Source organism: Pantoea sp. S61 (assembly GCF_016625145.1).
GTDB classification, from domain to species: domain Bacteria; phylum Pseudomonadota; class Gammaproteobacteria; order Enterobacterales; family Enterobacteriaceae; genus Pantoea; species Pantoea rwandensis_B.
The window spans coordinates 25136-38722 of sequence record NZ_JACVUO010000021.1 but is presented as its reverse complement, the minus strand read 5'-3'; the positions used below and the strand labels follow the sequence as shown (position 1 = coordinate 38722).

Sequence of the window (13587 nt, the reverse complement as noted above, 5' to 3'; positions counted from 1 at the left end):
AATGCGGTGCAGATGGATACGGTCGACATTGATGCGCGCGGGCCAAAATCAATGGCGCCCCCTACACGCATCCTGTTTGGAGGTTGTAGGAGGCGCAATCACACAGGCCAGAAGCGGTGAGCGGGAGTTAACGGCGGTTGCCGAAAATACGCAGCAGCATTAGGAACAGGTTGATGAAGTCGAGATACAGCGTCAATGCACCCATGATTGAGTAACGACGCAGGTTCTCTTTGTCATTGACGTCAATGGTCTCGCCAATCGATTTCAGCTTCTGGGTGTCATAAGCGGTCAGACCGACAAACACCACCACGCCGATATAGGTGATCGCCCACATCAGCGCCGGGCTTTTCAGCCAGAAGTTAACCAGTGACGCCAGCACGATACCAATCAGCGCCATAAACAGCAGGCTGCCAAAGCGGCTAAGATCACGCTTGGTGGTGTAACCGTAGAAACTCATGGCACCGAACATCCCTGCCGTCACGAAGAAGGTGCTGGCAATCGAGGAGTAGGTGTAGACGAGGAAAATACTGGCCAGCGTCAGACCCGTCAGCGCCGAATAGAGCATAAACAACCCGGTGGCTAAGGTACTGCTCAGGCGATGCACCATGCCCGACAGCACAAAGACCACCGCCAGCTGCACAATGATCAGCCCGAAGAAGGTGATGCGATTGGCAAACACCAGCTCCATCACCGCCGGCGTGCGCGCTGCAAACCAGGAGACAAAGGCGGTTAGCAGCAAGCCGCAAGTCATCCAGCCATAAACCTGCGCCATATACGCCTGCAGCCCGGTGGACGCCTGCTGCACGATAGAATTATTACGTGGATATCGGTCCATGATGCACCTCTTTAAGTTAGACAAACGCTCTAAGTGTGGAGTCTACACCGCATTGCGTCAACGGCGCGTCAAGCACTGCTGATATCGGCCATTTACGCGCTGGGCAAACCAGGCGGTAGTCAGGTTGCGGGTAATCTTGGGGCTTTCCAGTTTAATGCCCGGCAGCATTTCACGCGGCAGACGTTTACCGGCCATTTTATCCGCCAGAATAAACGTCTGCTTCCAGAGCGTGCTGTTGCTGAAGCTTTCCGTATCGCCCTTCTCCAGGTCGCGACGGATTTCCCGATTGCTCATATCCAGTTGCTTGCTCAGCGTGCGTACCGCTAATTCGGTGGAACCCGCTTGCTCGCTGCCGTACATAATCAGATCGCCATCCAGCGCCAGTTTGATGCCGCTGGCGCGCGCCACGGCTGCCTGGAAAGCGGCGTTGCGGCTGGCGTACCAACCGGCATTGAAATCGGCAAAACGGTACAGCATCTGGCTGTAATCCGCCGGATAGCCGAGCAGATGCAGCGTGCCAAAGTAGATGCCGCCTCGGCGGGTAAACACCTCACGACGAATCGAGCCGTCAATCGCGTACGGATAGCCTTTGGCATGCGCTTCAGCAAATTCAATGCTGACCTGCATCGGGCCGCCGGTGTGAATCGGATTGAGATTGCCAAACAACTTCTGCCCCATCGGCACCATGTCGATAAAATCATCGAAAATTGCGCTCAGCTCTTTCTCACTGCGCACCTTATCCAGTCGCGCGGCGTAGCTTTCCCCGGTGGGCGATTTAATCAGTAAGGCGGTGCGCACTAAGAACGCGGGGACATGAACTTTGGCGGCGCGGCGGTCAATTTCACCCCAGGCGATTTTGGGTAAACCTGGCACCGGCGCATCAGCACTGAAATTGGACTCCTGATCGGTGACGGCGATCACCGCGCAGACGTTACTGGCGCTGGGATCGATCTGCTGGACGCGAAATGCCGTGTAGATGTCGTCCGCCCAGGCGCTTTTTTGGCTGACATCGTTCGGCAGTAACTTCTGAATTTGCGATTTGACGTCGGCGGGTTGACGCGCGGGGGCCTGCGGTTCTTTTTTGGTACTACATCCGGCCAGTACCAGCGCGGTGAGCAGCGCCGCGCCTTTGAGCAATTTAGTGGTATTCATCTTGTTCCCTGACAGGCCAGCAAAACCCGTACCTTAACGTTTTCAACTCGCTACGGCTATCAGAGCAGGTCGGTTTTATGCGCTACTTCCAGCGATCGGCGGCCTGATGGTCACTGTCGCGCGCATCGACCCAGCGTTCGCCCTGTTCAGTGGCTTCACGCTTCCAGAACGGCGCGCGGGTTTTCAGGTAGTCCATGATGAATTCGGTGGCGGCAAACGCGCTACTGCGATGGGCGCTGCTCACTCCCACAAACACAATTTCATCGCCGGGGAACAGTTCGCCCACGCGATGAATCACCGTCACCTGCTGCAACGCCCAGCGCTGACGCGCCTCTTCGACAATTTCTGCCAGCGCTTTTTCCGTCATACCCGGATAGTGTTCCAGGGTTAAAGCGGCCACGCTGTCACCGAGATTGTGATTGCGCACTTTGCCGGTAAAGGTGACCACCGCGCCATCACTGTCATGCGCGGCGAGTTGGCGATACTCCTCGCCGACATCAAAAGGCTCAACGCCAACGCGAATACGTGTGACCATGCTCATCCTCCGGTGACCGGCGGGAAGAATGCCACTTCATCACCCGCACGCAGAGGATGAGTCATCGGCACCAGCGTCTGATTGACCGCTGCCAGCAACTTGCCGGATTCGAGCGCCAGCGCCCAGCGATCGTTCTTGCTGGCCAGCGCGGCTCGCAGCGTGGCGACATCCTGATACTCCGGTGCCAGCTCCAGCGTGCTGGTGCCGGTCAATTCACGGACCTGAGCGAAAAACAGCACCTTAATCATGTGCCACCGCCTGAAAATCGCCGGATTTGCCGCCGCTTTTGCTGAGCAAACGCAACTGATCGATCACGATATCTTTCTGCACCGCTTTGCACATGTCGTAAATGGTCAGCGCAGCCACCGATGCGGCGGTCAGCGCTTCCATTTCCACGCCGGTTTTTCCGGTCAGACGGCAACGCGAGGTCACGCGCACGCGGTTGTGCTCAGGCTCGGCCACCAGCGTCACTTCCACCTTGCTCAACATCAGCGGATGGCACAGCGGGATCAACTCCCAGGTGCGTTTCGCGGCCTGGATCCCGGCGATGCGTGCCGTGGCGAACACATCGCCTTTATGATGGCTGCCGTCGATGATCATCTGCAGCGTTTCCGCGCTCATCAGCACCAGCGCTTCGGCCTGGGCTTCACGCACTGTTTCGTTTTTACCGGAGACATCCACCATGTGGGCTTCGCCAGCGGCATTGATATGAGTTAATGATGACATGCTTACAACTTCTTCAAATGAGAGACAAAATTACAAGGGCGCGTGCGTGCATCCAGCTGTTCTTCAATGATGCGTTCCCAACCGCTGCGGCAGGCGTTGGTCGATCCCGGCACGGCAAAAATCAGCGTCTGATTCGCCAGCCCGGCCACCGCGCGTGATTGCAGCGTGGAACTGCCAATCTCTTCGTATGAGATCATGCGGAACAGTTCGCCAAAACCGTCAATTTCCCGATCAAACAGCGGCAGCAGCGCTTCCGGCGTACTGTTTTTGCTGTTAAAGCCGGTTCCGCCGTTGACGATCACCACCTGTACATCATCGCTGGCAATCCAGCGCGACACCGTGGCGCGAATGCGGTAACGGTTATCAGGCACGATCGCGCGATCCACCACCTGATGCCCGGCTTCTGTCAGTGCCTCGCGCAAGTAGTCGCCCGAGCTATCATTGCTGGTATCACGGCTGTCCGAGACGGTCATCACCGCCACATTCAAGGCGACAAACTCGCCGGTAGGTTTACCCATGGCTGTAACTCCTGTGTTTAGCCGCCAATGAAGGAGAGGTTTTGTGTGATGCCGGTATTGCCCTGATGCAGGAAGTGCGTCTGCTTTTTCTGTCCGAGACTGTGGGCAATACGCGCCTGTAACTCACTCTGCTGGGCATCGGATGCCAGTAAATCGCGCAGCGGAACACCGCCGTCGCCAAACAGGCACAGATGAAGATTACCCATGGCTGACACGCGCAGACGGTTGCAACTGGCGCAGAAATCTTTTTCGTAAGGCATGATCAGACCGACTTCACCCTGATAGTCAGGATGGCGGAATACCTGCGCAGGACCGTCACTGCGACCGCGCGACTGGCGTTGCCAACCCTGCATGATCAGCTGATCGCGAATCACCTCACCCGAGATGTGATGACGCCGGAACAGATCACCGCCCTCGCCGGTTTCCATCAGTTCGATAAAGCGCAGCTGAATCGGACGGGTGCGGATCCAGTCGAGGAAGGTCGCCAGACTGTGGCTGTTGAGATCGCGCATCAGCACGCTGTTGACTTTGACCTTCTCGAACCCGGCGTCAAACGCGGCATCAATTCCGGCCATCACTTCCGCGAATTTGTCCTGGCCGGTGATGGCGTGAAACTGGCGCGCATCAAGGCTATCGACACTGACGTTAATGTGGGTGAGCCCGGCATCACGCCACGCGCGCACGTCTCGCGCCATTCGGTAGCCGTTGGTGGTCATGGCGATCTGGCGAATGGCATCGTTTTCGCGCACCGCAGCGATGATATCGGTGAAGTCACGACGCATAGAGGGTTCGCCGCCGGTGAGACGCACTTTTTCCGTGCCCGCGGCCGCAAAGGCACGCGTCACGCGGCGAATCTCGTCCAGCGAGAGGAAACTTTTGTTGTGATTACCGTTCGGTTTATAACCATCGGGTAAACAGTAGGTACAACGGAAGTTACACACATCCGTGACCGACAGGCGCAGATAGTAGAAGCTGCGCGCATAGGCATCTGTAAATTGTGGCACCTGAACACCTTTCCAAATACGGGAGATGCAGTCATTTCTTTCTGCACCCTGGCAGCGATGCTGCGGCCAGGCATCCATATCGTTATGACTTAGGCATGCCAGGCTTGGGAGTCTGTTGTCATTGTGGACAACACGGTTAATTCGAATGGTAGCGCGATTTCTCCCTCGCATCCATCAGTGAATTTCGCTATATATATTGATACATAACGTTTTTTCACCGCATTTTCGCCGCAGGATACGGTAAAATGCGCGACAGATATTGATACACATCACTTCAACTGCACGACAACCTGCAGTTGTCAGTTAAAAGGAACAGCATGAATCGTACCCTGGCAGATTTGGATCGCGTGGTAGCACTGGGCGGCGGGCACGGCCTGGGTCGTGTGATGTCGGCGCTGGCACCGCTGGGCTCACGCCTGACCGGCATCGTGACCACCACCGATAACGGCGGATCCACCGGACGCATTCGTCGTTAGGAAGGCGGTATTGCCTGGGGAGATATGCGTAATTGCCTGAACCAGTTGATCATGGAACCGAGTGTGGCGTCGGCAATGTTTGAATACCGCTTTGCCGGTAACGGTGAACTGGCCGGCCATAACCTCGGTAACCTGATGCTGAAGGCGCTTGATCACCTTAGCGTGCGGCCGCTGGAAGCCATCAACATCATCCGCAATCTGCTCAAAGTCGATGCCTTCTTGATTCCGATGTCGGAGCAACCGGTAGACCTGGTGGCGCAGGATTGCGAAGGCAATATGGTGTATGGCGAAACGGCGATTGATGAGATGAAGCTGCCGCCGCAAGAGTTGATGCTGCATCCCAATGTCACTCCCACTAAAGAAGCACTGGATGCGATTGCGGAAGCGGATTTGATCCTGATTGGCCCAGGCAGCTTTTACACCAGCCTGATGCCCATTCTGCTGATGGAGGAGATGGCACGCGCGCTGCGCCGCACCCCAGCCACCATGGTGTTTATTGGCAATCTTGGACGCGAGTTAAGCCCGGCCGCCAGCCTGACGGTGGCGGATAAACTGGCGATGATGGAAAAAGCCATCGGCAGGCGAGTGATTGATGCCGTGGTGGTCAGCCCGTCAGCGGACGTCAGCGGTGTGGAAGATCGCCTGATTGTACGCGAACCGCTGGAGGCCGCCGATATCAAGTATCGCCATGACCGCCAGCTGCTGCGAATTGCATTAGAACATGCGATTCAGGCGGTCTGACCCTGCGAAAGCCGTGTGCGTGATGGCGCTCCCTACGAAGACAGAGATAGCACGCTGCCAGCGTAGGAGCGCTATTCACAGGACATAACGGAAGCTTTCGTTGGGCCGCCATGTGATGGCGACCCAAACCCTCACGCTTATATTAAGAAGCGGCGATAAACAACTCGCGCAACTGGTGCAACTGGTCGCGCACGCTGGCAGCCTCTTCGAACTCCAGATTCTGCGCGTGCTGCTGCATCTGCACTTCCAGCTCGTGAATTTTCTTCTGCATGGCTTGTGGCGTCAGCGCCAGATAGTTGGCCTCTTCTTCTGCCGCCACACGTGAGGCAGTTTTGCCCTTGCCGCGTGTTTTCACCACGTTTTTGCCCAGCTCAAGAATATCGGTGATTTTCTTGTTGAGGCCCTGCGGCACAATGCCATTCTCTTCGTTGTAACGCTGCTGCTTCTCTCGACGACGTTCGGTTTCGCCCATCGCGCGTTCCATCGAAGGGGTGATCTTATCAGCGTACAGAATCGCCTTACCGTTGATGTTACGCGCCGCACGGCCAATAGTCTGGATCAGTGAACGTTCGGAACGCAGGAAGCCCTCTTTATCCGCATCGAGGATCGCCACCAGCGACACTTCCGGCATGTCGAGACCTTCGCGCAGTAAGTTGATGCCCACCAGCACATCGAACTCACCGAGACGCAAATCACGAATGATCTCCATACGTTCAACCGTATCGATATCGGAGTGCAGATAGCGCACCTTCTCGCCGTGCTCCACCAGATATTCGGTAAGATCTTCCGCCATGCGTTTGGTCAGCGTGGTGACCAGCACACGTTCATTGATCGCCACGCGTTTGCGAATTTCTGACAGTAAGTCATCCACCTGAGTGGCGACCGGTCGCACTTCCAGAATCGGATCCAGTAGCCCGGTGGGACGTACCACCTGATCAATCACTTCGTCACCGGATTTTTCCAGCTCATATTTACCCGGCGTGGCCGAGACATAAATGGTTTGCGGTGCCAGCGCTTCAAACTCTTCAAAGCGCATCGGACGGTTATCCAGCGCCGAAGGCAAGCGGAACCCATATTCTACCAGCGTCTCTTTACGTGCGCGGTCGCCACGATACATGCCGCCAATCTGGGGAATGGTAACGTGCGATTCGTCCACCACCAGCAAACCATCGGCGGGCAGATAGTCAAATAAGGTCGGCGGTGGCTCGCCCGGACCGCGACCCGAGAGATAGCGCGAGTAGTTTTCAATGCCGGAGCAGTAGCCGAGTTCGTTCATCATTTCGAGATCGAACTGGGTACGCTGGCTGATGCGCTGCTCTTCCAGCAGTTTGTTGTTTTCCAGCAGCACCTTACGGCGATCCACCAGCTCAACTTTGATCTCTTCCATCGCCTGCAGAATACGCTCGCGCGGCGTCACGTAGTGCGTTTTCGGATAGATAGTGAAACGCGGAATCACGGACTCAATCTGGCCGGTCAGCGGATCGAACAGCGACAAGCGCTCAACTTCTTCGTCAAACAGCTCGACACGCAAGCCGATGTCGTCGGATTCAGCCGGGAAGATGTCGATCACTTCGCCACGCACGCGGAAGGTGCCACGCTGGAACACCTGGTCGTTGCGGGTATATTGCAGCTCCGCCAGACGACGCAGAATGCTGCGCTGGTCGATAATCATGCCACGCGTTAAGTGCAGCATCATTTTCAGATAGAGATCGGGATCACCCAGGCCGTAAATCGCCGAGACCGAGGCCACCACAATCACATCGCGGCGCTCCAGCATCGCTTTGGTGGCCGAGAGACGCATCTGCTCAATGTGTTCGTTCACGGCCGCATCCTTCTCAATAAAAGTGTCGGAACTCGGCACATAGGCTTCAGGCTGGTAGTAATCGTAGTACGAGACGAAAAACTCCACGGCGTTATCCGGGAAGAACTCTTTCATCTCACCGTACAACTGCGCCGCCAGCGTTTTGTTCGGTGCCATCACCATCGTCGGGCGATTGAGATCGGCAATCACGTTGGCGATGGTAAAGGTTTTACCCGATCCAGTTACCCCCAACAGGGTTTGGTGTGCGAGACCATCCTCCAGCCCCTCTTCAAGACGACGAATGGCCTCAGGCTGATCGCCTGAAGGTTTGAATTCAGAGTTGAGTTTGAAGGCTTTACTCATGGTTTTGCGGTTCCTGCAGAAGATGTCAGCGAGCAGGCTGATAATTCTACTCTGCTATGACGAATTTGCCAGAAAAAAATACTGGATATATTTACAGATATCTTGCACGATAACGGGGAAAGCACCTGTTTCGCTTCAGTGCAATTTAAGCGGCAAAAGGCAAAAGCTTGTTGCGCAAGGTTATCCCCAGAGCCGTGACGCTTTTAACATTTGTCAAGAGAGCGTCATTAAATTGCAGTCCGATGACAAGGCAGAAAAATCTCAGGCTTGCTTTTAATTAACCTGCTGATTTTATTGATAATGACTTCAAAGTCCAGTTTCGCAGCATAATGTATGCAGGCCGCGTATTTCCTCGCTTCCACACGGTTTTCAGTCGCTAATGCACAAGGTTATCCACAGGAATAGTGGATAACTGAATCCAGCCCCGAGCCCATCAGCTGTGTATAATTTTCTCCGCTCTTATCCTGGCGTGCGAAATATTTTTTTTTGCGTTTTTTTTCCGCCTGCCTTAAACCGCTTTAACTATCCTTTTCGCAAGTCAAGCACCATTGTTGTCGTAAAAACCGTACCTTGAGACCACTTATTTCTTCAGTGATTGCCTTATCAGTGAACAGATGCACCAGAAACGTTAAGCATTCAGCACCGTCAAAGTGCAGCCAGGTTATTACCCAGTGGAATTATTAAGCATTACTCACCTTTTAAGCCCGCTTTCACCTGATTCTGACGCAGAATGCCTCGTCCCACTAACCTGGCCTGGTAATTGCAGTAGTTTAACCATGGAGTGACGAGTCCATACGGCTTGCCTTGCGAGCTAACAACAGCAGTGTCCACCCTAATCGTGCACGACTGTATGCCAGACGACACAGAGCGGGAGCATTCAGGCAAATAATCTGGAAGGAGTATGTCAGATGCTGAGTTTACGTTCGGTGAATCAGTTCTACGGTCACAACCATATCCTGTGGGATGTGGATCTCGATCTGCCGCCCGGTACCTGTACGGGTGTGCTGGGCAGTCCTGGCATGGGCAAAACCACGCTGGTGAACTGCATTATGGGTCGCTTGCCCATTAACAGTGGCTCGATGATCTGGCAGGAAGATGGCTCGCCACCCGAGAATTTGTTGCTGCAGCCCGCTGAACAGCGTGCGCGCATGGGGATCGGTTATGTGCCGCAAGGTCGCCATATCTTTTCGCAGATGAGCGTGGAAGATAATTTAATGATCGCCCTGATGGCCGCCCAGGACGATCGCAGCCGCGCCATTCCTGAAATGGTATTTGATCTGTTCCCGGCACTCTATTCCTTGCGTCATCAGCGCAGTGGCGAATTGCCGATGGATCAACAGCAGCAGCTGGCACTGGCGCGTGCATTAGTGCTGCAACCTAAGCTACTGATTCTGGACGAGCCGACCGAAGGGATGTCTCCGTGGCTGGAAGAGGAGATGGGCAACCTGATCCGCCGTCTTAATCGCGATTACGGCCTGACCATTTTGCTGCTGGAGCAGCATGTCTCCTTCATCCGCCGCGTGGCAGACTATTTCCTGCTGCTTCACCGTGGTCGCAATGTGGCGCAGGGTAAGGTCGCTTTGCTGGATGATGTGACGGTGAATAAGTGGCTGACAGCGACCTGATGACCTGGTCGCCATCAATCAACTGCACCCCAAATGCTGGTTCATAATCTGACATTGAAGGTGCGGGTCTATGGCGGCCCTACGGACGAAATGACGTCAGGTGCGCATTGTTGCGCACCTGAGATAGGTTCGCCATTCATAACGATCCTACGGGCGATATAAACCAGAGTGCGCATGGAAGCGCATCTTAAACAGGTTCATTATTGCGGCAACGTCAAATACTGACCGCACTCGGCCTGTTGTGCTTCACTGTCCAGGTAGGGAATTTCACCGAGAAACGGTGCATCAATACGTTGACGCAGGGTGGCCATATACTCAGCATGTCGCTTACCCGGCGGCTGAATATCATTGGCAATCCAACCGGCTAACCGCAACCCACGCGCCTTCACCGCTTCCCCTGTCAGCATCGCATGGTTAATACAACCCAGCTTTACACCCACCACCAGAATCACCGGCAGCTGTTCTGCTTCGACCCAGTCGGCATAGGTCTGCGTCTCGGATAACGGCGTAAACCAGCCACCCGCGCCCTCTACCAATACCCATTCGGCCTGCTGCTCGAGCGCACGCAATCCGGCGGATAAGGCAGAAAAAGCGATCGGCCTGCCCTCTTCCGCGCTGACAATATGCGGTGACGTCGGCTCGACAAATGCCACTGGATTAACCTGCTCATAGCTGAGCGTCAGGCTGCTGTAGCGCTGCAACGCCAGCGCATCGCTGTTGCGCACGCCTTCAGGGGTGATCTCACAGCCCGATGCCACAGGCTTGTATCCTGCGGTACGTAATCCCGCTGCGCTTGCCGCCTGCAACAGTGCGCCACTGGCGACCGTTTTCCCCACTTCGGTATCCGTTCCGGTAATAAACCAGCGTGTCATTTATGCAAAACTCCATACATCAGGTGATAACTAAGGCGATAACCCTGCGCATCCTGCGGCCAGTACTGCTCCAGTTGCGCGAGCTGCGAGCGCGTGAGCGGCTGCGCGCCACGTCCGTCGTGCAGATGCGTGGCACCAATGCCTTTCAGAGAACGCATGGCACTCAGCGCGCTGGGGAAATGCAGCGTGATAATCTGCGGCTGGCACTGTGCCGGTAAGCCAGTGAGAGCGGCAGAGAACTGTGCTGCACTGAGAAATCGGTTGGCGTGCTGACGGCCATCTAACCTAGCCCAGGCTTCATGCACTTCATGCAGGGAGCCATCAAGCAAGGTCGAGAACAGCACGCTCCCCCCTGGCCGCGTGACGCGCAGGAACTGATGCAGCGCCAGACGCAGATCGCTACTCCACTGCACCGCCAGATTGCTCCATACACCATCAACGCACGCATCCGGCAGCGGCAGGTTATCGATATCGCCTTGCAGATAGTGCTGCGCCGAGCGCTGCTCTCGTGCGGCATCCAGCATCACGCTGGAGAGATCCAGCGCCGTCAGTTCGCGCCCACGATCGCGCCAGTAGCGGCTGTACCAGCCGGTACCACAACCCGCATCCAGCAGATGCGGCCCGAAACCCGCAGGCGCCAGTGCCAGGAGCGCATCGCCGCTCAGGCGTTGCAGTTCGGCATGCTGCTCATAATGCTGTGCCGCACGGCCAAATGCTTTGGCAACGGCTTGCTTGTTAACCTGCAGCGTCATACAGCGCCTCCAGCAGACGATCAATATCGTCATGATGATGAGCAGCCGTGAGCGTAATACGCAGCCGTGCCGTGCCCGGTGGTACGGTCGGTGTACGAATAGCACTGACCCAGTATCCGGCTTGCGCCAGCCGTTGTGATAACGCCAGCGCCGCGCTATTTTCACCGACGATCAACGGCTGAATCGCACTGTTCGATGGCATCAGCTGCCAGGGCAAATCAGCGGCACCGGCGCGGAACCGCGCAATGTGGCTGTTTAGCCGCTCACGCAACGCATCGCCCTGCTGAATTTGCTGCAATGCCGCCAGCAGCGCACAACACTGCGCCGGTGGCATCGCGGTGGAATAGATGAGATGGCGTGAAAATTGCTCGACATAATCCGCCGTGGCATCATCACACAGCAGCGCGGCACCACTGACGCCGAAGCCTTTGCCAAAGGTGACAATCAGCAGTTCCGGCTTCACGCCTTGCTGCCAGCAACTGCCGCGCCCCTGCTCACCACATACGCCAATGCCGTGCGCATCATCCACCAGCAGCCAGCCGTTGGCGCGCCGCGTCTGTTCCGCAAGGGCGGCGAGCTGTGCGCTGTCACCATCCATGCTGAATACGCCTTCCGTCACCACCAGCGTGCCGCCTTCTGGCGGGGTAGCCAGCAGCTTCGCCAGGCTCTCTGGCTGATTATGCGCAAAGCGGCGTAACGTCGCCGGGCTGTGGCTGGCCGCATCCAGTAACGAAGCATGCGCCAGCTTATCGGCAAGGATACGATCCTGCTTTTCCGCCAGCAGGTGGATCACCGCCTGGTTGGCGGCAAAGCCAGAGATAAACAGCAGCGCACGCTTGTAGCCCAGCCAGTCAGCCAGCTGCTCTTCCAGTTGTGCATGATGACGGCTATAGCCGGTGACATGTCCCGATGCGCCAGCCCCCGCACCCGCTTCTGCTGCGCCCTGTTGCCAGGCCGCAATCACCGCTGGATGCTGGCTCAGCCCGAGATAATCATTGCTGGAAAAATGGCGGTAGGTACGCCCCTCCAGCGTTATCTCACGCACGCTGTTGTGTTCAACCCGGCGCCGCAGTCGCCAGCCATCGGCTTCACGTCGCGCCGTCAGCGCCTGTTCGATGCGTGATGACCAGACCATCACACCGCCGCGTTGTAGAACTGCTCGGTATCGGCGTGCACCAACTGCTCGCTGAGATGATACTGCTGTTCGTTATCACCGGCAGTCGTGGCGGTATGTTCTGGATTAAGACCCAGCTTGCGGAACAGGATCAGATCTTTGTCCTCTTCCGGGTTTGGCGTGGTCAGCAGTTTGCAGCCATAGAAAATCGAGTTGGCACCCGCCATAAAGCACATCGCCTGAGTCTGCTCGCTCATCTGTTCACGTCCTGCGGACAGGCGGACATGCGACGATGGCATCATGATGCGCGCCACGGCGATGGTGCGGATAAAGTCGAACGGCTCAACGTCATCGTTATCGGCCAGCGGCGTGCCTTTCACTTTCACCAGCATGTTGATCGGCACGCTTTCTGGCGGTGTTGGCAGGTTCGCCAGCTGCACCAGCAAGCCAGCGCGGTCTTTCACGGTTTCACCCAGCCCGACGATGCCGCCAGAACAGACTTTGATGCCTGCGCCGCGCACTTTATCCAGCGTATCCAGGCGTTCCTGATAGCTGCGCGTGGTGATGATGCTGCCGTAGAATTCCGGCGAGGTATCAAGGTTGTGGTTGTAGAAATCGAGTCCCGCTTTGGCAAGGCGTGCCGCTTGCGTATTTTCCAGCGTGCCCAGCGTCATACAGGTTTCCATGCCCATCGCTTTAACGCCCTGCACCATCTGCTCCAGATACGGCATGTCGCGTTCGTGCGGGTTTTTCCACGCAGCGCCCATGCAAAAACGGCTGGATCCTGCCGCTTTCGCTTTACGCGCCGATTCCAGCACCGCTTCCACTTCCATCAGCCGCTCGGACTCCAGCCCGGTTTTGTAGCGCGCACTCTGCGGGCAGTATTTACAGTCTTCCGGGCAGGCACCGGTTTTGATCGACAGCAAGGTGCTGACCTGCACCTGGCGCGGGTCAAAATGTTGACGGTGAACTTGCTGCGCTTCGAACATCAGCTCAAGGAAAGGTTTATCGAACAGTGCCTGGGCTTGTGTCAGTGTCCAGCGGTTTGCCATTGCTTACTCCAAAAAAAGGGG

The 13587-nt window shown here is 56.3% G+C and carries 13 protein-coding genes, 1 pseudogene and 1 riboswitch; of the genes and pseudogenes, 2 read left to right on the top strand and 12 right to left on the bottom strand.

Annotation, left to right across the window (positions count from 1 at the left end):
• Positions 1-127: 127 nt before the first annotated feature.
• The 7 genes from IAE30_RS25765 to moaA all read right to left on the bottom strand — a co-directional run bounded on the left by IAE30_RS25765 (position 128) and on the right by moaA (position 4770).
• Positions 128-835: a Bax inhibitor-1/YccA family protein gene (locus IAE30_RS25765; protein WP_038648093.1), complete on the bottom strand. Its 708-nt coding sequence runs from the start codon at positions 833-835 to the stop codon at positions 128-130.
• A 57-nt stretch (positions 836-892) separates the two neighbouring features.
• Positions 893-1987 (bottom strand): DUF1615 domain-containing protein, encoded by a 1095-nt coding sequence (locus IAE30_RS25760; RefSeq protein ID WP_038648095.1) that lies wholly within the window; start codon positions 1985-1987, stop codon positions 893-895.
• Positions 1988-2069: 82 nt separating this feature from the next.
• Positions 2070-2522, bottom strand: coding sequence for a molybdopterin synthase catalytic subunit MoaE (gene moaE / locus IAE30_RS25755; RefSeq protein ID WP_038648098.1), 453 nt, complete (start codon positions 2520-2522; stop codon positions 2070-2072).
• Positions 2523-2524: 2 nt separating this feature from the next.
• Positions 2525-2770 carry a molybdopterin synthase sulfur carrier subunit gene (gene moaD / locus IAE30_RS25750; protein ID WP_038648100.1) on the bottom strand — a complete coding sequence of 82 codons (246 nt, stop codon included), beginning with the start codon at positions 2768-2770 and terminating at the stop codon, positions 2525-2527.
• The gene (gene moaC / locus IAE30_RS25745; protein ID WP_038648103.1) at positions 2763-3248 is read right to left on the bottom strand and encodes a cyclic pyranopterin monophosphate synthase MoaC; all 486 of its coding nucleotides are present in this window, start codon (positions 3246-3248) and stop codon (positions 2763-2765) included. Before moaC ends, moaD begins: the two co-directional genes overlap by 8 nt.
• Before the next feature lie 2 nt (positions 3249-3250).
• Entirely contained in the window at positions 3251-3766 is a 516-nt protein-coding gene (moaB, locus tag IAE30_RS25740; RefSeq protein ID WP_038648106.1) for a molybdenum cofactor biosynthesis protein B, read from the bottom strand.
• Between the two features lie 17 nt (positions 3767-3783).
• On the bottom strand, positions 3784-4770 hold the full coding sequence (gene moaA, locus IAE30_RS25735; protein ID WP_038650214.1) for a GTP 3',8-cyclase MoaA: 987 nt from the start codon (positions 4768-4770) through the stop codon (positions 3784-3786).
• A riboswitch (molybdenum cofactor riboswitch) is annotated at positions 4759-4893 on the bottom strand. It overlaps the preceding gene by 12 nt.
• Positions 4894-5087: 194 nt before the next feature.
• Here moaA and yvcK point away from each other — a divergent pair.
• Positions 5088-5987, top strand: a pseudogene (gene yvcK / locus IAE30_RS25730) (uridine diphosphate-N-acetylglucosamine-binding protein YvcK).
• Between the two features lie 142 nt (positions 5988-6129).
• Here yvcK and uvrB read toward each other — a convergent pair.
• Entirely contained in the window at positions 6130-8151 is a 2022-nt protein-coding gene (gene uvrB, locus IAE30_RS25725) for an excinuclease ABC subunit UvrB (RefSeq protein ID WP_038648108.1), read from the bottom strand.
• A 908-nt stretch (positions 8152-9059) separates the two neighbouring features.
• On the opposite strand from uvrB, the gene IAE30_RS25720 reads away from it, so the two are divergent.
• On the top strand, positions 9060-9776 hold the full coding sequence (locus IAE30_RS25720) for an ABC transporter ATP-binding protein (RefSeq protein ID WP_034821129.1): 717 nt from the start codon (positions 9060-9062) through the stop codon (positions 9774-9776).
• Positions 9777-9976: 200 nt separating this feature from the next.
• Here the strand turns inward: IAE30_RS25720 and bioD are convergent, their stop codons facing one another.
• From bioD to bioB, 4 genes are read right to left on the bottom strand one after another with little or no spacing between them, the layout of a single operon-like run.
• Positions 9977-10648 carry a dethiobiotin synthase gene (bioD, locus tag IAE30_RS25715; protein ID WP_038648110.1) on the bottom strand — a complete coding sequence of 224 codons (672 nt, stop codon included), beginning with the start codon at positions 10646-10648 and terminating at the stop codon, positions 9977-9979.
• A complete protein-coding gene (gene bioC, locus IAE30_RS25710) occupies positions 10645-11400 on the bottom strand; it encodes a malonyl-ACP O-methyltransferase BioC (RefSeq protein ID WP_038648112.1) in 756 nt (251 codons plus the stop codon). The genes bioD and bioC overlap by 4 nt, the downstream gene beginning before the upstream one ends.
• Complete coding sequence (gene bioF, locus IAE30_RS25705; RefSeq protein WP_200681252.1) at positions 11384-12535, bottom strand: 8-amino-7-oxononanoate synthase; 1152 nt, start codon at positions 12533-12535, stop codon at positions 11384-11386. Before bioF ends, bioC begins: the two co-directional genes overlap by 17 nt.
• Positions 12535-13566 (bottom strand): biotin synthase BioB, encoded by a 1032-nt coding sequence (gene bioB / locus IAE30_RS25700; RefSeq protein WP_200681251.1) that lies wholly within the window; start codon positions 13564-13566, stop codon positions 12535-12537. Before bioB ends, bioF begins: the two co-directional genes overlap by 1 nt.
• Positions 13567-13587 lie beyond the last annotated feature (21 nt).

What these genes read in the sequence shown, in the direction of transcription:
- IAE30_RS25720 (WP_034821129.1), top strand. Translation starts at nt 9,060, where the DNA reads ATGCTGAGTTTACGTTCGGTGAATCAGTTCTACGGTCACAACCATATC.
- bioC (WP_038648112.1), bottom strand. Translation starts at nt 11,400, where the DNA reads ATGACGCTGCAGGTTAACAAGCAAGCCGTTGCCAAAGCATTTGGCCGT.
- moaB (WP_038648106.1), bottom strand. Translation starts at nt 3,766, where the DNA reads ATGGGTAAACCTACCGGCGAGTTTGTCGCCTTGAATGTGGCGGTGATG.
- IAE30_RS25760 (WP_038648095.1), bottom strand. Translation starts at nt 1,987, where the DNA reads ATGAATACCACTAAATTGCTCAAAGGCGCGGCGCTGCTCACCGCGCTG.
- bioB (WP_200681251.1), bottom strand. Translation starts at nt 13,566, where the DNA reads ATGGCAAACCGCTGGACACTGACACAAGCCCAGGCACTGTTCGATAAA.
- moaD (WP_038648100.1), bottom strand. Translation starts at nt 2,770, where the DNA reads ATGATTAAGGTGCTGTTTTTCGCTCAGGTCCGTGAATTGACCGGCACC.
- IAE30_RS25765 (WP_038648093.1), bottom strand. Translation starts at nt 835, where the DNA reads ATGGACCGATATCCACGTAATAATTCTATCGTGCAGCAGGCGTCCACC.
- moaE (WP_038648098.1), bottom strand. Translation starts at nt 2,522, where the DNA reads ATGGTCACACGTATTCGCGTTGGCGTTGAGCCTTTTGATGTCGGCGAG.
- uvrB (WP_038648108.1), bottom strand. Translation starts at nt 8,151, where the DNA reads ATGAGTAAAGCCTTCAAACTCAACTCTGAATTCAAACCTTCAGGCGAT.
- bioF (WP_200681252.1), bottom strand. Translation starts at nt 12,535, where the DNA reads ATGGTCTGGTCATCACGCATCGAACAGGCGCTGACGGCGCGACGTGAA.
- bioD (WP_038648110.1), bottom strand. Translation starts at nt 10,648, where the DNA reads ATGACACGCTGGTTTATTACCGGAACGGATACCGAAGTGGGGAAAACG.
- moaC (WP_038648103.1), bottom strand. Translation starts at nt 3,248, where the DNA reads ATGTCATCATTAACTCATATCAATGCCGCTGGCGAAGCCCACATGGTG.